Source organism: Sphingomonas sp. R86521 (assembly GCF_042466235.1).
GTDB lineage: Bacteria > Pseudomonadota > Alphaproteobacteria > Sphingomonadales > Sphingomonadaceae > Sphingomonas.
Genome location: NZ_JAXHBY010000001.1, coordinates 81,683 through 100,258, shown reverse-complemented (window position 1 = coordinate 100,258; position 18,576 = coordinate 81,683). Strand labels below are relative to the sequence as shown.

Here is an 18,576-nt window from a genome sequence, read left to right as displayed (position 1 = left end):
AGCGCGCTCCGCCGAACCCGCCTCCCGTCGATCGCTATCCGGAAATCCCCATGCATCTCAAAGACCTGAAGAAGAAAAAGCCTGCCGAGCTGGTGAGCATGGCCGAGGAACTCGGGGTCGAGAGTGCGTCGACGCTCCGGAAACAGGATCTGCTGTTCGCGATCCTGAAGGTCCAGGCGGACAATGGCGACCAGATCATGGGACTCGGCACGATCGAAGTGCTGCCCGACGGCTTTGGCTTCCTGCGCTCGCCGGAATCGAACTATCTGGCCGGCCCGGACGACATCTACATCTCGCCGAACCAGGTCCGGAAGTTCGGCCTTCGGACCGGTGACACGGTCGAGGGCGAGATCCGCGGGCCGAAGGATGGCGAGCGCTATTTCTCGCTGGTGAAGCTCACCGCGGTCAATTTCGACGACCCCGACGTCGTCCGCCACCGCGTCAATTTCGACAACCTCACGCCGCTCTATCCCGAGAGCAAGCTGACGCTCGATCCCGCCGACCCTACCGTCAAGGACAAGTCGGCGCGGGTCATCGACATCGTCTCGCCGCAGGGCAAGGGCCAGCGCACGTTGATCGTCGCGCCGCCACGCGTCGGCAAGACGGTCATGTTGCAGAACATGGCCAAGGCGATCACCGACAACCACCCCGAGGTGTTCTTGATCGTCCTGCTGATCGACGAGCGCCCCGAGGAAGTCACCGACATGCAGCGCAGCGTGAAGGGCGAGGTGGTCAGTTCGACCTTCGACGAACCCGCACAACGCCATGTGCAAGTCGCTGAGATGGTGATCGAAAAAGCCAAGCGCCTGGTCGAGCATAAGAAGGATGTCGTGATCCTGCTCGACTCGATCACGCGTCTGGGTCGTGCCTACAACACCGTCGTGCCGTCGTCGGGCAAGGTCCTGACCGGTGGTGTCGACGCGAACGCACTGCAGCGTCCGAAGCGCTTCTTCGGTGCCGCACGTAACATCGAGGAGGGCGGTTCGCTCTCGATCATCGCGACTGCGCTGATCGATACGGGCAGCCGCATGGACGAGGTGATCTTCGAGGAGTTCAAGGGCACCGGCAACTCGGAAATCGTGCTCGATCGCAAGGTTGCGGACAAGCGCATCTTCCCGGCGCTGGACGTCGGCAAGTCGGGTACCCGCAAGGAAGAGCTGCTGGTGGACAAGGCCAAGCTCAGCAAGATGTGGGTCCTGCGCCGCATCCTGATGCAGATGGGCACGATCGACGCGATGGAGTTCCTGCTCGACAAAATGAAGGATTCGAAGACCAACGAGAATTTCTTCGATTCCATGAATCAATAACCGAGTGCGGCCTGCTGCAAGCTGCAGCAGGACTCGCACCGGTTCGGCCGGCGGGGGTACCGCCCCGACCGACGACGTGGGCCCAGTTGGTAGAGGGGCCCATGTCCGCCAAGCAAACGCAACGGCACGCGAGAGCAATGGCTTTCGCGTGCCGTTTTGCTATTGAACACACCGTATATCGTCACCGGGAGCTGACATTTTGAGCATCATCGCCATGCTGGCCACCGCCGCGACGACCGTCGCCGGCCCCGGTTCGCCACTGGAAATCTGGCATCACATCGTCGCGGATTTCTCCAACCTCGGCGACCCGAAGGCGCTTGCCGCGTTTGGATCGGTGCTGATGATCGATCTCGTCCTCGCGGGCGACAACGCGATCGTCGTCGGAGCGCTGGCGGCGGGGCTGCCGTCCGACCAGCGCAAGAAGGTCATCCTGATCGGTATCGGCGCCGCACTGGTGCTGCGCATCTTCTTCGCGCTGATCGTGACGTGGCTGATGGGGATCGTCGGGCTGATCTTCGCCGGCGGGTTGTTGCTGCTCTGGGTGTGCTGGAAGTTCTGGCGCGAAATCCGCGAAGGTGCGCAGAACGCAGGCTCCGAGGAAATCGCGGGCGACGAACGCTCGGGTATCCGATCATCGAAGGGGTTCGCCAGCGCGGCCTGGGCCGTCGCGGTCGCCGATGTCTCGATGAGCCTGGACAACGTCCTGGCGGTCGCCGGTGCCGCACGCGAGCATCCCGGTATCCTCGTCATCGGCCTGCTGCTGTCGGTCGCTATGATGGGTCTTGCCGCGAACTACATCGCGCGAGTCATCAACCGGTATCGCTGGATCGCCTATATCGGCCTTGCGGTCATCCTCGTGGTCGCGGTCAAGATGATCTACGAAGGCTGGGTGGGGACCGGCGAGACGCTGGGGCTGGCGACGCTCTTCACCTGATCGAAAAGGGGAGCCGCGGCTCCCCTTTTTTGTATCAGGCGAGATGCTCGGCGAAGAATACCGCGGTGCGTTCGTCCGCGAGTGTGGCTGCGGCGTCCGACCGGCGGGTGCCGAATTCGGTCGCGAAGCCGTGGTCTACGCCGGGATAATCGTACAGCGTCACCTTGGGGTGATCGTCGAGCCCGGCGTGGATCGCCGCCTGTGCGGCCTTGTCGACGAAGTGATCCTCTTCGGGAATGTGCAGCAGGACGGGGTTGGCGATGGCGTGCTTCTCGCCGAGCAGGCCGTCGATGCTGACGCCGTAATAGCCGACGCTCGCATCCGCATCGGTGCGCGCCGCGGTCATGAAGGCGAGCCGACCGCCGAGGCAATAGCCGACGACCCCGACCTTGCCGCCGTCGACATGGCTACGCGCGGTGCGGATCGTCGCCTCGATATCGGCGATGCCGCTGTCCTGGTCGAAGGTCCCGAGATAGCCGAGCGCCTGCTTGAACTCGGACTCGATATCGGGGTCGAGCTCGATGCCTGGCTCGAGCCGCCAGAACAGGTCGGGTGCGATCGCGAGATACCCGGCCTCGGCGAGCGTATCGCACTTGCGGCGGATGCCGGCGTTCACGCCGAAGATTTCCTGGATGACGACGATCGCCGCCTTCGCTTCCGTCTGCGGCTTGGCGATATAGGCGGAGAAGCGGCCGCTGCCGTCCAGCGTGTCGATCGTGATCGTGGCAGTCATGACAAGGTCTCCATCAGGGAATCCGTGGCCGTTGCGGGCCGATAGCCGTTGCGGGTGCGACGGCGTCAGGGGCATATGGGCACGGGCTATCCAGCGCACCACCGCGCCGCTCAAGAGAGACCGGATATTGGATATCGATACGATCTTCGCGACGTCGAGCGGTCGGCCGCCGGCGGCGATCGCCGTGATCAGGATTAGCGGGCCGCGCGCGTTTGCGGCTGCCGAGCGACTGGCGGGTGTCCTGCCCGAACCGCGGCGCGCCAGTCTGCGGGCGTTGCGCGAGGGCGACACTCTGCTCGATCGTTCGCTGGTGCTGGTGTTTCCCGGGCCAGCCACCGCGACCGGCGAGGATCTGGTCGAGTTTCATTGTCATGGCGGCCGCGCGGTGATTGCGGCGGTAGAGGCGGCACTGACGCGGATCGAGGGCTTGCGGCTGGCGGTCGCGGGGGAGTTTACCCGTCGCGCGCTCGCCAATGGGCGCATCGATCTTGCCGAGGCGGAGGGGCTTGCCGATCTGCTTGAGGCCGAGACCGAGGGGCAGCGCCGCGCCGCGCTCGACGCCACCGAGGGGCGCGTCAGCCTGGCGATACGCGGGTGGATGGACCGCGCGGCAATGCTGTCGGCGCGGGTCGAGGCGATGCTGGACTTCGCCGATGAGGATGATGTCGACAGCGATGCCGCTGCGTTCGCTGCCATTCGGGCGGGCGCCACCGAACTCGCGGCAGACATTGCGACGGTGATCGATGCGCCTCCGGTCGAGCGGTTGAAGGATGGGTTGCGGGTAGTGATCGCCGGCCCGCCCAACAGCGGCAAGTCGACCCTGCTCAACCTGCTGGGTGATCGGGATGCCGCGATCGTGTCACCGATATCGGGGACGACGCGCGACCGCATCGACGTGCCTGTGACGCGCCGCGGGATTGCCTATGTGCTGACCGACACGGCGGGACTGGTCGGGACAGACGATCCGATTGAGGCGATCGGCGTGGCGCGTGCCGAAGATGCGATCCGCCTGGCGGATATCGTGCTTTGGTTGGGGGATGCCCGTCCGCCCCGGGACGATGCGATCTGGGTTCATGCTCGGGCGGACGTGGTAGGTCGCGAGAATGTTCCGGCTGGGCGCGCGTTCGCGGTTGCTCAGGCCGATTGCGGATCGGGCGAACGGGTGTGGGGAGCGTTGCACGACCGAGCCATTGGCATGCTGCCCCACGACGACGCGCTTGCCCTGAAGCGGGAGCAGCGGTTGCGGTGCGCTGATGCGATTGCCGCCCTACGGGATCCGACGAACGATCCGTTGATCCTTGGCGAGGCCCTGCGACAGGCGCGGATGGCGTTGGCGGCGATCTTAGGGCTCGATGCCACGGGGGAGATGCTCGACGCGCTATTCATTCGGTTCTGCATCGGTAAATGATGTTCCACGTGGAACATCGCCGCTTTGACCCAAGGCGCGCTGCGGCCTAGGGCAGGAGCATGTTCGACGTACTCGTAATCGGCGGAGGCCATGCCGGCACCGAAGCCGCTACTGCCGCCGCACGGCGTGGCGCGCGGACCGCACTCATCTCGTTCGATGCCGCTCAGATCGGAGTGATGTCCTGCAACCCTGCGATCGGTGGGCTTGGCAAGGGGCATATCGTTCGCGAGGTCGACGCCTTCGACGGGCTAATCGCGCGCGCGGCCGACGCTGCGGCGATCCACCACCGGATGCTTAATCGCAGCAAGGGCGCGGCGGTCTGGGGCCCGCGAGTGCAAGCCGACCGGCGGCTTTATTCTGCTGCGATCCGGCAGATGATCGCTGCGACCCCGAACCTGACGGTCGTCGAGGGCGAGGCGGTCGCGCTGAAGCTTGAGGGCGATCGTGCGATCGGGATTGTCCTGGCCGACGGTTCGACCATCGAAGCGCGCGCGATCGTGCTCGCTACGGGCACGTTCCTGGGCGCACGGCTGTTTCGTGGGGACGAACGGGAGGAGGGCGGTCGCATTGGTGAACGCGCCGCGAAGCCGCTTGCCGCACAATTGCGTGCGCGCGATCTGCCGATGGCGCGGCTCAAGACGGGGACGCCGCCGCGGCTCGATGGTCGCACGATCGACTGGGCGGTGCTTGCCGAGCAGCCGTCCGACCCGGAGCCGTGGACGATGTCGCCGATGACGCGCGAGCCGAGCCTGCCGCAGATCGCGTGTGCGATCACGCGGACGACGATGGCAACGCACGACGTGATCAGGGCGGCCTTCGATCGCTCGCCGCTGTTCAGCGGTGCGATCGAAGGTGCGGGGCCGCGCTATTGCCCATCGATCGAGGACAAGGTCCAGCGGTTCGGCGACCGCGATGGACATCAGGTTTTTCTCGAACCCGAGGGTTTGGACGATCGCGCGGTTTATCCCAACGGCCTGTCGACATCCTTGCCCGCCGATGTCCAGTCTGCGTTTCTCGCGACCATTCCGGGGCTCGAGCGCGCGATCGTGACGGTGCCTGGCTACGCCGTCGAATATGATCATATCGATCCCCGCGCGCTGGATGCGACGCTTGCGCTTGGTGCGATCCCTGGTGTGTTCTGTGCCGGGCAGATCAATGGCACCACGGGGTATGAGGAAGCAGCGGGGCAGGGGCTAGTCGCCGGGCTCAACGCCGCGGCCTTTGCATGCGATCTGCCGCCTGTCATCCTCGATAGGGCATCGAGCTATCTGGGCGTGATGATAGACGACCTGGTCCTGCAGGGCGTGACCGAGCCCTATCGCATGCTTACCGCGCGGGCGGAGTTTCGGTTGTCGTTGCGTGCCGACAATGCGGAGACGCGACTGGGCGCGATCGCCCGTCAGGCAGGATGTTTGGGCCAAGAGCGGATTGCGCATCAGGACGGACGGGATGCGCAACGTGTCGCATTTCGGGCGGCCCTTTCGCATGAACTGACAGCGACCGAGATTGCGGATCAGGGTGTTGCGATCAGCCGTGATGGCGCGCGGCGGACGGCGTTCGACTGGCTGCGGTTCGACGGTGTCGCACTGTCACATGTCGCCCCCGAAGCGGCGTCCGGACGCTCCGCGGCTGTCGTTGCCGAAGGATTGGAGGACGCGCGGTACGCGCCCTATGTCGAACGCCAGGCAGCCGAGGTCGCGCGGATGCGACTGGATGAGGCGATTCCCTTGCCCGACGCAATTCGCTACGCGTCGGTTCCTGGTCTCTCGCAGGAGATGATCGATCGCTTGAGCGCAGCACGGCCGGCGTCGTTGGCAGCGGCGGCGCGGGTCCGTGGGATCACCCCTGCAGCCTTGTCCGCCGTGTTGCTCCACACCCGAAAGATGGCGGCATGACCGAAGACGATGCGAAGGCCTGGATTGCCGAACGATTCGACGTAGAGGCGGTCGAGCGGCTGACGGCGTTCATCGGCATGGTGGTCGCGGAAACCCCGCACCAGAATCTGATCGCGCCGTCGACGATCGAGTCGATCTGGGCTCGGCATGCCGTGGACTCGCTCCAGCTGGTCGGGATGGCGGGGGCGTCGCCGTCGGACTGGATCGATATCGGTACCGGTGGTGGGTTTCCCGGCCTGGCAGTCGCGCTGGTCGCGCCGGTCCGAATGGTACTCATCGAACCGCGTCGGCGCCGCGCCGACTTCCTGTCGCTTTGTATCGCACGACTGGGCATCGGCGACCGCGTCACGGTAGAAGCCAGGAAGATCGAGTCTGTGGTCGGAACGGCGCAGATCATTTCCGCCCGGGCGGTCGCATCGCTGCGAAACCTTTTGCACGCTGCCGCACACTGCTCCACTAAGGATACGCGGTGGCTACTCCCGCGAGGTCGCCTCGACGAGGATGAGCTTGCCGCGTTGCACGAACATTGGCGGTTTATGTTCCACGTGGAACAAAGCGTCACGAGCCCGGAGTCGTCGATCGTGGTTCTGGACAAGGTGAACGCCAAGTGATCTGTATCGCCGTGGCGAACCAGAAGGGCGGGGTGGGCAAGACCACCAGCGCCATAAACCTGTCGACCGCACTCGCGGCGACAGGGATGCGCGTCCTGCTTATCGATCTCGATCCGCAGGGCAATGCGTCGACCGGGCTCGGCATCCCGCATTCCGCGCGCGAGCGATCGAGCTACGACGTGCTGGTCGGCGAGACCTCGATCGACGATGCGGTGGTGCATAGCCGGGTGCCGCGTCTCGATGTCGTGCCGGCGACTGTCGACTTGTCCGGTGCCGAGATCGAGCTGGTCGACTTCGACGCGCGCACCCATCGTCTTGATCGTGCGATGAAGTCCGCGCGCGGCAACTGGGACATCGTGCTGATCGACTGCCCGCCATCGCTTGGGCTTCTGACGATCAACGCGATGGTGGCGGCGGATTCGTTGCTGGTCCCATTGCAGTGCGAGTTCTTCGCGCTCGAAGGGCTGTCGCAGCTGCTCAGCACCGTCGAGCGGATCCGCCAGCGCTTCAATCCGGGGCTGTCGATCCTCGGCGTCGCGCTGACGATGTACGATCGCCGCAACCGGCTGACCGACCAGGTATCGGCGGATGTTCGCGCGGTGCTGGGCAAGGTCGTGTTCGAGACCGTAATCCCGCGCAACGTCCGCCTATCGGAAGCGCCAAGCCACGGGCTGCCCGCGTTGATCTACGATCATCGCTGCTCGGGGTCGCAGGCCTATATCGCGCTCGCTCGCGAGTTGCTGGTGCGTCTGCCCGCCGCGGCGAAGGCGGCATGAGCGAGGGGATGAAACGCGGCCGTCCGGGTCTAGGGCGCGGCCTGAACGCGCTGCTCGGCGAGATAGCGCGCGAGGCGCCGATTACACCGGGTAGCGAACCGCCACCGTCGGGTGTGCGGATGCTGCCGGTCAGTTCGCTGTCGCCGCATCCCGACCAGCCCCGACGCCATTTCGACGAGGCCAAACTCGACGAGCTCGCCGCCTCGATCGCGTCGCGTGGGTTAATCCAACCGATCGTGGTGCGTCCACATGGCCATGACTACCAGATCGTCGCGGGCGAGCGGCGCTGGCGGGCGGCACAGCGCGCGCGGCTGCACGAGGTGCCCGTCGTCGTCCGCGACTTCGACGATTCCGAAACGCTAGAGATCGCGCTGATCGAGAACATCCAGCGGCAGGATCTCAACGCGATCGAAGAGGCGCAGGCCTATCAGCGGCTCGCCGGCGAATATGGCCACACCCAGGACGCGCTGGCCAAGATCGTCCACAAGTCGCGGAGCCATGTCGCCAACCTGTTGCGGCTGCTCGAACTGCCCGAGGCTGTCCAGTCGCAGGTGATAGACGGATCGTTGTCGATGGGTCACGCGCGGGCGCTGCTCGGCGCGCCCGATGTCGAGGCGCTGGCCGATCAGGTCGTGGCGAAGGGGCTGTCGGTTCGCGAGACCGAGAAGCTGACGCGCGAGGCGAAGCCGGCGCGGGCGCGTAGCGGCGGATCGCCCGCCGAGCCTCGGATACCGGATGCCGACATCGCCGCGCTGGAACGCCAGCTTGCCGACTTGCTGGGGCTGCAGGTCCGGGTCGCGCATGCCGAGACCGGGGGGACGCTGACGATCAGCTATGCGACGCTCGACCAGCTCGACATGGTGTGCCAGCGGCTGACCGGCGGGGCAATCTAGTTACGGCGGGCGATGCCCTGCGCGATCGTCGTCACGGCTGATTCGGCGAGCACGCCGCCGGCGTTGCCCGATGCCATTACCGCACGTTCCGCAGCCCGCACGCGTGCGATCGCTGCTGCGATCATGACCGGGGACCAGCGGCGTAGCGAGCGCGCGGTTTGCGCCTCTTCCTTGTAGAAGATGCGGTGGCGTTTCATCACCGCGTCGGGCGTGTCGCCGCGGTCGATTTCGGCGCGCATGTCGGCGAGGGTCATCAAGCGGCGAACCAGTTGGCGTAGCCACGGGATCGGCGATGTACCCGCTTCGTCGAGCATTGCCAGTTCGCTGCCGAGATCGGCAACACGGCCTTCGATGACCGCGTCGACCGCGTGGGTCATTTCGGCATCGCCGAGGTCCGCGCCGATCCGGTCCAGCGCGTCGTGATCCAGGTCGTGCGGGCGATCGGGCGCGGCGTCGAGATACAGCGCGAGCTTCTCGATCTCGCGCGTCATCACCGCGCGGTCGCCACCGGTGGTTTCGGCAAGTCGTCGGGCGACGCCGCTTGCGGGGCGCAGACCATGCTCGCTCGCGATCGTCGCGGCGATGCGTTCAGCGTCCTGTGCGGTGGGGGCGTAGCAGGCGAAGGCCATCGCGCGCGGCGAGTCGATCGCGAGCTTGACGATCTTGGCGCTGGTCTTGACGTTGGGGGCGATCGCAACGACGGGGTTGCCTGCTCGTTCGGCCTGCAACAGCGCTGTGAAAGCGTCCAGGCTCTCCTCGCCGACGTTGGCGATCCGGACGTAGCGCGCGCTTGCGAACAGCGACATTCCGGCGGCCTCGTCGACCAGGCGCGCCGGATCGGACTTGAGGGTGGCGCCATCGAGGTCGACGCGTTCGGCCTCGGCGCCCATCGCCTTGCCGAGGACTCGCGCGAGATCGGATGCGCCAGCCTCGTCGGGGCCGTGGAGCAGGTACAGCCGGATATCGGCGCCGGGCTTGGCGAGCGCGGTCCGGATCTGACCCGCGTTGGCCTTCACGGCTTGGCGGGCGTGCGCCGCGCGTAGAGCGCGACCCGCGCGACGATTTGGTCAGCGACGATCGTCGAGAGCCGCTCGAGCGCGGTATTCTCGGCCGCGATGGTCGCGTATTCGGAACGCACGACATCGACGCCGGCGTCCGATCCGGCGGTCGCATCGACCAGCACGGTGCCGTCGGACAGCCGAACCAGCTGGTAGCGGGCGCGGAGCACGCGACGTTCGCGTGAGACGCTGTCGTCGCGGCGTACGCCGAGCCCGCTGATCTGATCGTCGAGCCGAACGTCGAGCCGGTACAGCGGTGCGCCCGAAGCCTGGAAGCGATCGCGCAGCGCGGTCGCCATCAGCCAACCGGACTTGCCCTCAATCGGGGCGACCTCGACCTGTCCCAGCGAGGTCGCGACCGCGCCGCTGCCGCCGCCGGCATAGAGCGGGTGGAGGCCGCACGCGGACAGCGAGAGCGCCGCGCCGAGCAGGAAGCCAGCGCGGATCATGCGACGATGTTCACGAGGCGGTCGGGCACGGTGATGACCTTTCGGGGGGGCTTGCCGTCGAGCAGCCGGACGATCTTGTCCGACGCCAATGCTGCGGCTTCGACCTGATCCTTGGGCGCACCCTTGGCGAAGACCAGCGTATCGCGCAGCTTGCCGTTGATCTGGATCGCGATCGTCACCTCGTCGTCGACGAGCAGCGCCGCGTCAACGTCTGGCCAGGCGGCGTCGGCGATCAAGCCGGTGTTCCCAGCCGCGGCCCAGGCTTCCTCGGCCACGTGCGGCACCATCGGGCTGGCAAGACGCAGCAGCGATGCGACCGCGGCGTCGCGGTCGGCGGAGGGCGCCGCCTTCTCGATCGCGCTGACGAAGCTGTAGAGCCGCGCGACGGCCTTGTTGAACTGTAACGCCTCGATATCGCCGGCGACGTCGTTGGTGGTGCGATGCGCGAGTTTGCGCAAGGCCAGATCGTCGCCGGTACCGGCCGCGCCGCCTTCGGTTTCGACCACGCGCCATAGCCGCTGGACGAACCGCCACGCGCCTTCGATGCCGGATTCGGACCAGGGCAGGTCGCGTTCCGGCGGCGAATCGGAGAGCACGAACCAGCGCACCGCATCGGCGCCGTACTGGTCGACAATCGGCTCGGGATCGACGGTGTTCTTCTTCGATTTCGACATCTTCGTCACGCGACCGACCGTCACGGGGCCGCCGGTGGCGATCTCGATATACCCGGCGTCGGTCTTGCGGACCTCTTCGGGAGACAGCCACTTCGTCTTTACCGGCGCGTCGTTCGACTCGTCGGTGTCGGTGTCGGTGTCGGTGTCGGGCTGTGCGTCGCCAGCGTCGCCTCGGCTATAGGTCTCGTGCGTGACCATCCCCTGCGTAAACAGCCCGGCGAACGGTTCGGCGATGTCGAGCATGCCGATGTGGTTCAGCGCGCGCGTCCAGAACCGTGCGTAGAGCAGATGCAGGATCGCGTGCTCGACGCCGCCGATATACTGGTTGACCGGCAGCCACTTCTCCGCGCCGGAGCGGTCGAACGGCTTGGCGTCCGGCTGGCTGGCGAAGCGGATGAAATACCACGACGAATCGACGAAGGTGTCGAGCGTATCGGTCTCGCGCCGCGCGTCGGCGCCGCACGACGGGCAGGGGACGTGCTTCCACGTCGGATGGCGATCGAGCGGGTTGCCGGGGATCGCGAACGACACGTCCTCGGGCAGGATGATCGGCAACTGGTCCTTGGGCACCGGGACCACGCCGCATGCGTCGCAGTGGATGATCGGGATGGGCGTGCCCCAGTAGCGCTGGCGGCTGACGCCCCAGTCGCGCAATTTAAAGACCGTCGTGCCCTTGCCCCAGCCTTCGCCCTCGGCGCGCTCGATCACGGTGCGTTTGGCGTCCTCGATGTCCATGCCGTCGAGGAAGTGCGAATTGATCAGATTGCCCGCACCCGTCCAGGCGGTATCGCCGACGAACACGGGGGCCTCGTCATCGCCTTCGCTGACGACGCGCTTTACGGGCAGGTCGTATTTGCGCGCGAAATCGAGATCGCGCTGGTCGTGCGCAGGCACGCCGAACACTGCGCCGGTGCCGTATTCCATCAGCACGAAGTTCGCGATGTAGACCGGGAGTTCCCACGTCTTGTCGAGCGGATGCACCGCGCGGAGGCCGGTATCGAAGCCGAGCTTTTCCTGCGTGTCGAGTTCGGCCGCGGTGGTGCCGCCACGCTTGCAGAGTTCGATGAAGGCCGCGGCGTCGGGGTTCGTCTCGGCGATTGCGCGCGCGATCGGGTGATCCGCAGCGACTGCGACGAAGCTGGAGCCGAACATCGTGTCGGGGCGGGTGGTGAAGACCTCGACCGAGCCGATGCCGGTCGCGTTGCCCGCCAGAGCGAAGCTGAACTGCAGGCCCTGGCTGCGGCCGATCCAGTTTTCCTGCATCAGCTTGACCTTGTCGGGCCAGTGCTCGAGCGCTCCCAACCCGTCGACGAGTTCATCTGCAAAATCGGTGATCTTGAGGAACCACTGCGACAGTTTCCGACGCTCGACCAGCGCACCCGAGCGCCAGCCGCGACCGTCGATCACCTGCTCGTTGGCGAGCACGGTCATGTCGACCGGATCCCAGTTGACCGCCGATTCCTTGCGATAGACTAGCCCCGCCGCGAACAGGTCGAGGAACAGCGCCTGTTCGTGGCCGTAATAGTCGGGCTCGCAGGTCGCGAGTTCGCGGGACCAGTCGAGTGCGAAGCCTAGGCGCTTCAGCTGCGCTTTCATCGTCGCGATGTTGGCGCGGGTCCAGGTGCCCGGATGGACGCCCTTTTCCATCGCCGCGTTCTCGGCGGGCATGCCGAACGCGTCCCAGCCCATCGGATGCAGCACTTCCATGCCGTTCATCCGACGGAACCGCGCGAGCACGTCGCCCATCGTGTAGTTGCGGACATGCCCCATGTGGATGCGCCCCGACGGATAGGGGAACATCTCGAGCACGTACGAGCGCGGCTTGGTCGACAGGTCGTCGGCGGCGAATGTCTTGCGCTCGTCCCAGACCTTCTGCCACGCCGCGTCCGCCTTCAACGCATTGAAACGCGACGCCATTATATCAGTCCTCAGCCCGCAATCGAGGCGCGGCGCAGGTCGCGGGCCTTCGTCAGGATGATGTCTTCGAGCTTCTGCGTGGTCGACGCCTGGACCGGCGCGGAGACCCACTGACCGTTCTGGTTGACCTCGCGGAGAGCGGCGACACGCAGCGCATCGGCGCGCAGATCCTGGTCGAGGATCGAGACCGTGACCTTCATCCGCTCGGCGGGGGTCTGCGGGTTCACGTACCAGTCGGTGACGATGACGCCGCCGTTCGAATCGGTCTGTAGCAGCGGCATGAACGATAGCGTGTCGAGGCTGGCGCGCCACAGATAGGCGTTGACGCCGATCGTCGTGATCTTCGACGCGGCGAGATCGGCCTTGGGCCGCGCACTGCCGCCGCCGCACGCGGCGAGGGAAAGGGTGGCCGAGAGAGTGGCGACCACGAGCGCGGTACGATGGCGGCGGAACATGGGCATCATCCTGGCAAGAAAACTAACGTCTGCCTCTACAGGCGCGACCGGGGCCCCGCAAGGCGCGCGGGCGTGCCTGGGGCGAGTCGGCAGGCGGTTGCCAGCGGATCGGGGAGGACCTCGCGAAAAGGTCGTATGTGTGCGGATTGCAACAGTTCCGAATAATTACTCAGAGCAGCGCCGACGGCGTGGTTGCGCCGGATCGTTTCGTGGTAGGCCCCGTTCAACGACGACAAATGTCAAAGGGGCGAGTTGGTGTTGAACAGGCGCGTGATGGCGGGAATGGTTGCTGGGGTGCTCGTCACCGCCGGCGCCCTTGTCGCGCCCGCCTTCGGCGCCTCCGAACAGCCCGCGCGAATCGTCCGGCATGCGCCGATGGCGATTCGCGGGCTGGGCAGCTTCACGCCTGCCGCCGCCGACCCGCGACTCGCGGCGTTGTTCGCTCGCGGCGGTGTCGATGCCGGGACCTTTCGCTTTACCCCGGCCGAAACCCGTCGCGATACGCGTGCGGTGACGGTTGCGGTGCGCGCCCGCACGAATCGCGATGCCGACAACAGCCGCCTGGCTGCGACCAATGTCGCCCCGACCGTGGGTCTGGCCCCGATCGCGTATAACCTGGGTATGTCGGTCGGCTGGAAGCGGTTCGCGATTTCGGGCGATGTCGGCCATATCGACATGGCCGGGATGCCGGGCAGCCGCGAATCGGCTGATCTTGCGGTCAGCTATTCGGCCAAGCGCTTCACAGGCAGCGTGAAGGCGGCGACCGATCGCCCGCTCGCGAATGCGCCGCGTCTGGTCGAGGAGGCACCGACCTACTCGGTCGATCTGGGCGGGTCCTATTCGCTGACGCGTAACATCGATGTGACCGCGGGCGTCCGCTATCGCTCCGACCGCGAGCGCTTTGCGCGGATCGAGGATGACCGGCGTGACAGCCAGGCGGTCTATCTGGGTACCGCATTCCGGTTCTAAGCCTTTCAGCAAAGTGATACTTTGCTGAAGTAGAGGTGTGGTGGCGTTTGTGAGAACTGCCCGTCACCCCGGACTTGGTCCGGGGTCCACCGTAAGGCGCACCCAACATCCTGAGAGTGGGCGGAACCGTGGATGCCGGAACGCGTCCGGCATGACGGAAGGGACCGACCGCTCGTCCCTCAAATAACCCATGCGTCGATGGCGGCCCAGCCATGAAACCCGCTTAGCCGTCGCCAACGACGTTCGGTCATGCCGCCTAGTGCGATGAGCGGGATACCGAGCCCGCGTCCGATCCGTATCGCCTCTGCCGCACCGATACCGCGATCGCCGACGTGCGACCGCGTCGGGTAGATCGGCGAGACGAACAGCGCATCGGCGCCGGCCCGTTGGCCGCCCAATGCTTCGGTGCGGCTGTGTGCGGGCCATGTCCGCAGCCCTTTAGTGGGTGCAGCGCCGTGAACGCCGTCCGCGGCGGGGATGCCGATGCCGACTGTGAGGACGACCAGACGTCGCGCCTGGGCAATGCGCCTGATCCGTCGCAGCAGGGTTCGCCGTTCCACAGGCGGCGTCGCATGATGGCGGAACACCACCCCCGATCCGGGGGGCAGGCGGCAGAGTGCGGGCCATAGCGCGTCGCCCATGCGCTCGTCTGTCATCAGCCAGCGGGTCGGGATGGGCTTTCGGGCGCGCACCGCGCTGCTATAGCGCACGCCATGACATCCGACACCCTGAGCGAAATCCAGGCGCGCATCGCCAAGGCCGCCACCATCGCCGATCGCCGCCCTGCCGACGTGACCCTGATCGCGGTCTCCAAGACGCATCCCGCCGAGGCGATCGAACCGCTGTTGCGCGCCGGGCACCGTGTGTTCGCCGAGAATCGCGTTGCCGAAACCGCGGCGAAATGGCCGGCGCTGCGCGAGGCATATCCCGGGGTCGAGCTGCACCTGATCGGCCAACTCCAGTCCAACAAGGCGGCCGAGGCGGTCGCGCTGTTCGACGCGATCCATGTCGTCGACCGGCCGTCGCTGGTCGCCGCGCTCGCCAAGGCGATGGACGCCGCGGATCGCCATCCGGCCTGCTTCGTCCAGGTCAATATTGGCGACGAGCCACAAAAGGGCGGGTGTGCGATCGCTGATCTGCCAGCGTTGCTGGAGGCGTCGCGCGACGCCGGGCTGCCGATCGCCGGGCTGATGTGCCTGCCCCCCGCCGATACCGAAGCCGCGCCCTATTTCGCGCTGCTGGCCAAACTCGCGCGCGACGCCGGCCTGGAGGGGTTGAGCATGGGAATGTCGGACGATTTCGAGACGGCGGTCACGCTGGGTGCGACGCATGTCCGGATCGGCAGCGCGCTGTTCGGAGCGCGGGCGTGAAGGTCGCGGCGATCCTGTTCGATTTCGACGGCGTACTGATCGAGAGCGAGGCGGCAGGCAACCGGCAGATCGCCGAATGGCTGACCGCGGCTGGGCATCCGACGACGCCAGCGGAATCGATGGCGAACTTCATGGGGCTTGCGGGGCCGCAGTTCGTCGCGGCGGTCGAACGCTGGATCGGCCGGCCGTTGCCCGCGGACTTCCACGCCGCGCGCGCCGACGAGGATGCGCGGGTGATGGCGGCGGGAGTCGATGCGGTCGAGGGCGCGGTGGCGTTCGTCCGGTCGTTGCCGGCGGATCTGCCGAAAGCGATCGTATCGTCGAGCCCGACGTCATGGATCGCGCGGCATCTCGACCATATCGGGCTGCGCGAGGCGTTCGGCGAGCACCTGTACAGCGGGCGCGAGCATGTCGCGAACGGCAAGCCGGCGCCGGACCTGTATCTGTTCGCGGCGGATCGTTTGGGCGTGCCGATCGAACGGACTGCGATCCTCGAGGATTCGCCGGTTGGGGCGACGGGGGCGGTGGCGTCCGGGGGGTATGTGATCGGACTGGCCGCGGGGTCGCATTGCGCGCCGGACCATGGCGCGCGGCTGACGGCAATCGGAGTGGATGCGATCGCGCGTGATTTTGGTGAGGTGGCGCGGCTGGTGGGTCTCTAGCCTCATCCGTCATCTCGGGCTTGTCCCGGGATCCAGGATACCACGCGCAGCGTTTGCGGCTCTGGATCCCGGGTCAAGCCCGGGATGACGGTTTGGACTTGCGTCGCAATCGCACCGCGGTGCCGGCGACCAGATCATAGGGTAGCGCCAGCGCCTCGCGCAGCGACATCTTCGCGCGGTATCGTTTGCGGCCGGTATGCGGGAGGCGGACCGGGCGGGTCTTCATGCCGAGCAGCGCGAAGAGCATGCGGACGCGGGGCTGGTGATAGCCGTCGGTGCAGGTCAGGCACTCGTCGCAATCGTGCAGCTTTGCGAAGCGCACCGCGGCGCGCACCTGTTCGAGCGTGTCGATGCTGGCTTCGTCGAGATGGATGCGGGACGGCTCGATAGTGTTGGCGAGGGTCCGCGCCATCACCGACGCTTCGGACGGTCCGTGCGTGCCCTTGGCGCCCGAGCAGAACAGGTGTGCGTCGGCATAGCGGCGAGCCGCGGCTTCGGCATAGGCGATGCGGCGAGCGAGCGTCGGGCTGGCGCGGCCATCGGCGCGGACTGCGGCGCCGAAGATCACGATGAGGCGGCGGGGCTGGTCCACCCTAGAACTGATGCCCGGTGCGGTCGCGCTTGGTCGCGAGATAGCGTGCATTGTGCGGGTTGGACGGCAGTTGATGTGGGACGCGCTCGATCACCGTCACCCCGGTCGCCTCCAGCCCGGCGACCTTGGCGGGGTTGTTGGTGAGCAGCCTGATGTTGCGCTGGCCGAGCAGGGTCAGCATCCGCGCGGCGACGCCGAAATCGCGCGCGTCGACCGCAAAGCCGAGCCGGGTATTGGCGTCGACGGTATCGAACCCCTGGTCCTGAAGCGCATAGGCGCGCAGCTTGTTGACGAGACCGATCCCGCGGCCCTCCTGGCGAAGGTAGAGCAGGATGCCCCAGCCGCTGTCGCGGATCGCGTGGATCGCGGCATGGAGTTGCGGGCCACAGTCGCATTTCAGGCTGCCGAGCACGTCGCCGGTCAAGCATTCGCTGTGCAGGCGGACGAGGGGGAGCTGGCCGTTGGGCTGGCCGATCAGCAACGCGATATGCTCGTCGGCGCTTTCGGGCGAGCGGAACGCGACGATCTCGGCGTCTTCGGCGCCCTCGACGGGGAGCCGGGCGCGCGTTGCCAGCGTGAGGCGGGTGGCGTCCTCATGCGCGTCGATGTCCGCGGTGGTGATCGCGACTTCGGGTTCGCCGGTGCCGAGGAAGAAGGCGGGCAGAAGCCCGGCGATCCGCGCGAGCCTGAGCGCCGCGCTTGCCGCTTGCGGGTGCGCCACGGGGAGCGTGCGGAAGGGACCCTTCAGCGGGGTCGCGAGATCGAACTGCGGGTCGGCGAGCGCGGTGGCGGCGGCGAAATCGATCCACGGCGCGCGATCGATCAGGACCGGTGCGGTGGGGTCTGCGGCTTCGAGCTGGTTGGCGAGCTTCAGCGTCACCGCGCGGCCAGACGATATCAGCACGCCGCCGTTGGCGGGTGGATCGAATGCGGCGAGGCGGTCGGCATCCGCGGTCTCGACCGCCAGCAGCGTCAGGCCGTCGATCGCGATCGGCCACCCGCGACGCAGCGCATCGACCGCACGCGCCGCGGCGCGCGGGTTCAAAACGCGAACTCGGTCATGATCGGGACATGATCGGACGGCTTCAGCCAGCTGCGGCACGATTCGAACACGGTGTGCGCCACGGCATGCTCGGCCGCGCCCCTGGTCGCCCACATGTGATCGAGGCGGCGGCCGCGATCGGAGGCGGCCCAGTCCTTGGCGCGGTAGCTCCACCACGTGAACAGGCGCTCCGGGGCGGGGTGGAAGTGGCGGCCGAGATCGGTCCAGTCGCCGGCGGCCTGGAGCTGGTCCAGCGCGGCGACCTCGATCGGGGTGTGGCTGACGACGTCGAGCAGCTGCTTGTGGCTCCAGACATCGGATTCCAGTGGGGCGATGTTGAAGTCGCCGACCAGGATCGTCGGGCAGGCGAGGCTTTCGGACCAGCGCGTCATGCGTTCGACGAAATCGAGCTTCTGGCCGAATTTCGGGTTCACCTCGCGGTCGGGGACATCTCCGCCGGCCGGGACGTAGACGTTCTCCAGGCGGACGCCGTTCTCGAGCCGGACGCCGACATGGCGCGCCTCCTGGTTCGCCTGCCAGTCGAGGCGGTCGTCGAGCGTGATCGGGACGCGCGACAGGATCGCGACGCCGTGATGCATGCGCTGGCCGTGGAGGACGATGTGGCGATAGCCGAGCGCGCGAAACGGTTCGAGCGGGAAGTCGCCGTCGATGACCTTGGTCTCCTGCAGGCACAGGATGTCGGGTTCGTTCTCGCGAAGGAACTGTTCGACGATGCCGATCCGGAAGCGGACCGAGTTGATGTTCCACGAGACGATCTTCACGGGGGAGTAGGTAGGCCCGACCGCGCTGCGTCACAAGACGGCGCGACAT

At 66.7% G+C, this 18,576-nt stretch carries 19 protein-coding genes; 10 read left to right on the top strand and 9 right to left on the bottom strand.

The features are described 5' to 3' along the window. Positions 1-50: 50 nt before the first annotated feature. Both rho and SJY20_RS00495 read left to right on the top strand, forming a co-directional pair. Positions 51-1,307 carry a transcription termination factor Rho gene (rho, locus tag SJY20_RS00500; RefSeq protein ID WP_055874916.1) on the top strand — a complete coding sequence of 419 codons (1,257 nt, stop codon included), beginning with the start codon at positions 51-53 and terminating at the stop codon, positions 1,305-1,307. A gap of 214 nt (positions 1,308-1,521) precedes the next feature. Beyond that, positions 1,522-2,241, top strand: coding sequence for a TerC family protein (locus SJY20_RS00495; protein WP_380788503.1), 720 nt, complete (start codon positions 1,522-1,524; stop codon positions 2,239-2,241). A gap of 34 nt (positions 2,242-2,275) precedes the next feature. On the opposite strand, the gene SJY20_RS00490 is transcribed toward SJY20_RS00495, so the two are convergent. Then, positions 2,276-2,974, bottom strand: coding sequence for a dienelactone hydrolase family protein (locus tag SJY20_RS00490; RefSeq protein ID WP_380784650.1), 699 nt, complete (start codon positions 2,972-2,974; stop codon positions 2,276-2,278). A 133-nt stretch (positions 2,975-3,107) separates the two neighbouring features. Here SJY20_RS00490 and mnmE point away from each other — a divergent pair, with 133 nt between their 5' ends. From mnmE to SJY20_RS00465, 5 genes are read left to right on the top strand one after another with little or no spacing between them, the layout of a single operon-like run. After that, a complete protein-coding gene (mnmE, locus tag SJY20_RS00485) occupies positions 3,108-4,382 on the top strand; it encodes a tRNA uridine-5-carboxymethylaminomethyl(34) synthesis GTPase MnmE (protein WP_380788502.1) in 1,275 nt (424 codons plus the stop codon). A gap of 59 nt (positions 4,383-4,441) precedes the next feature. Further along, positions 4,442-6,277, top strand: coding sequence for a tRNA uridine-5-carboxymethylaminomethyl(34) synthesis enzyme MnmG (gene mnmG, locus SJY20_RS00480; RefSeq protein WP_380784649.1), 1,836 nt, complete (start codon positions 4,442-4,444; stop codon positions 6,275-6,277). Beyond that, entirely contained in the window at positions 6,274-6,888 is a 615-nt protein-coding gene (locus tag SJY20_RS00475; protein WP_380784648.1) for a 16S rRNA (guanine(527)-N(7))-methyltransferase RsmG, read from the top strand. The genes mnmG and SJY20_RS00475 overlap by 4 nt, the downstream gene beginning before the upstream one ends. Continuing rightward, positions 6,885-7,664 (top strand): ParA family protein, encoded by a 780-nt coding sequence (locus SJY20_RS00470; RefSeq protein ID WP_380784647.1) that lies wholly within the window; start codon positions 6,885-6,887, stop codon positions 7,662-7,664. Before SJY20_RS00475 ends, SJY20_RS00470 begins: the two co-directional genes overlap by 4 nt. After that, entirely contained in the window at positions 7,661-8,557 is an 897-nt protein-coding gene (locus SJY20_RS00465; RefSeq protein WP_380784646.1) for a ParB/RepB/Spo0J family partition protein, read from the top strand. The genes SJY20_RS00470 and SJY20_RS00465 overlap by 4 nt, the downstream gene beginning before the upstream one ends. Here the strand turns inward: SJY20_RS00465 and holA are convergent. The 4 genes from holA to SJY20_RS00445 are packed head-to-tail and all read right to left on the bottom strand — an operon-like array spanning position 8,554 to position 13,110. Next, the gene (holA, locus tag SJY20_RS00460) at positions 8,554-9,573 is read right to left on the bottom strand and encodes a DNA polymerase III subunit delta (protein WP_380784645.1); all 1,020 of its coding nucleotides are present in this window, start codon (positions 9,571-9,573) and stop codon (positions 8,554-8,556) included. The two genes, SJY20_RS00465 and holA, sit on opposite strands and share 4 nt — an antisense overlap. Continuing rightward, positions 9,570-10,064, bottom strand: coding sequence for an LPS assembly lipoprotein LptE (gene lptE / locus SJY20_RS00455; RefSeq protein ID WP_380784644.1), 495 nt, complete (start codon positions 10,062-10,064; stop codon positions 9,570-9,572). Before lptE ends, holA begins: the two co-directional genes overlap by 4 nt. Continuing rightward, positions 10,061-12,655: a leucine--tRNA ligase gene (leuS, locus tag SJY20_RS00450; protein WP_380784643.1), complete on the bottom strand. Its 2,595-nt coding sequence runs from the start codon at positions 12,653-12,655 to the stop codon at positions 10,061-10,063. The genes lptE and leuS overlap by 4 nt, the downstream gene beginning before the upstream one ends. Before the next feature lie 11 nt (positions 12,656-12,666). Next, entirely contained in the window at positions 12,667-13,110 is a 444-nt protein-coding gene (locus tag SJY20_RS00445) for a DUF3576 domain-containing protein (protein WP_380784642.1), read from the bottom strand. Between the two features lie 255 nt (positions 13,111-13,365). Here SJY20_RS00445 and SJY20_RS00440 point away from each other — a divergent pair, with 255 nt between their 5' ends. Next, the gene (locus SJY20_RS00440; RefSeq protein ID WP_380784641.1) at positions 13,366-14,079 is read left to right on the top strand and encodes a hypothetical protein; all 714 of its coding nucleotides are present in this window, start codon (positions 13,366-13,368) and stop codon (positions 14,077-14,079) included. 179 nt (positions 14,080-14,258) lie between these two features. Here the strand turns inward: SJY20_RS00440 and SJY20_RS00435 are convergent, their stop codons facing one another. Continuing rightward, positions 14,259-14,735 carry a thiamine phosphate synthase gene (locus tag SJY20_RS00435; RefSeq protein ID WP_380784640.1) on the bottom strand — a complete coding sequence of 159 codons (477 nt, stop codon included), beginning with the start codon at positions 14,733-14,735 and terminating at the stop codon, positions 14,259-14,261. 57 nt (positions 14,736-14,792) lie between these two features. Between SJY20_RS00435 and SJY20_RS00430 the strand changes: the two genes are divergently transcribed. After that, positions 14,793-15,449 (top strand): YggS family pyridoxal phosphate-dependent enzyme, encoded by a 657-nt coding sequence (locus tag SJY20_RS00430; RefSeq protein ID WP_380784639.1) that lies wholly within the window; start codon positions 14,793-14,795, stop codon positions 15,447-15,449. Beyond that, positions 15,446-16,111, top strand: coding sequence for an HAD family hydrolase (locus SJY20_RS00425; RefSeq protein WP_380784638.1), 666 nt, complete (start codon positions 15,446-15,448; stop codon positions 16,109-16,111). Before SJY20_RS00430 ends, SJY20_RS00425 begins: the two co-directional genes overlap by 4 nt. Positions 16,112-16,184: 73 nt before the next feature. Here SJY20_RS00425 and SJY20_RS00420 read toward each other — a convergent pair whose 3' ends face one another. Genes SJY20_RS00420 through xth form a run of 3 tightly spaced genes read right to left on the bottom strand, consistent with a single transcriptional unit; the run spans position 16,185 to position 18,527 of the window. Beyond that, positions 16,185-16,703, bottom strand: coding sequence for a YdcF family protein (locus SJY20_RS00420; protein ID WP_380784637.1), 519 nt, complete (start codon positions 16,701-16,703; stop codon positions 16,185-16,187). 1 nt (position 16,704) lies between these two features. Then, a complete protein-coding gene (ribA, locus tag SJY20_RS00415) occupies positions 16,705-17,748 on the bottom strand; it encodes a GTP cyclohydrolase II (RefSeq protein ID WP_380784636.1) in 1,044 nt (347 codons plus the stop codon). Then, positions 17,745-18,527, bottom strand: coding sequence for an exodeoxyribonuclease III (gene xth / locus SJY20_RS00410; RefSeq protein WP_380784635.1), 783 nt, complete (start codon positions 18,525-18,527; stop codon positions 17,745-17,747). The genes ribA and xth overlap by 4 nt, the downstream gene beginning before the upstream one ends. Positions 18,528-18,576 lie beyond the last annotated feature (49 nt).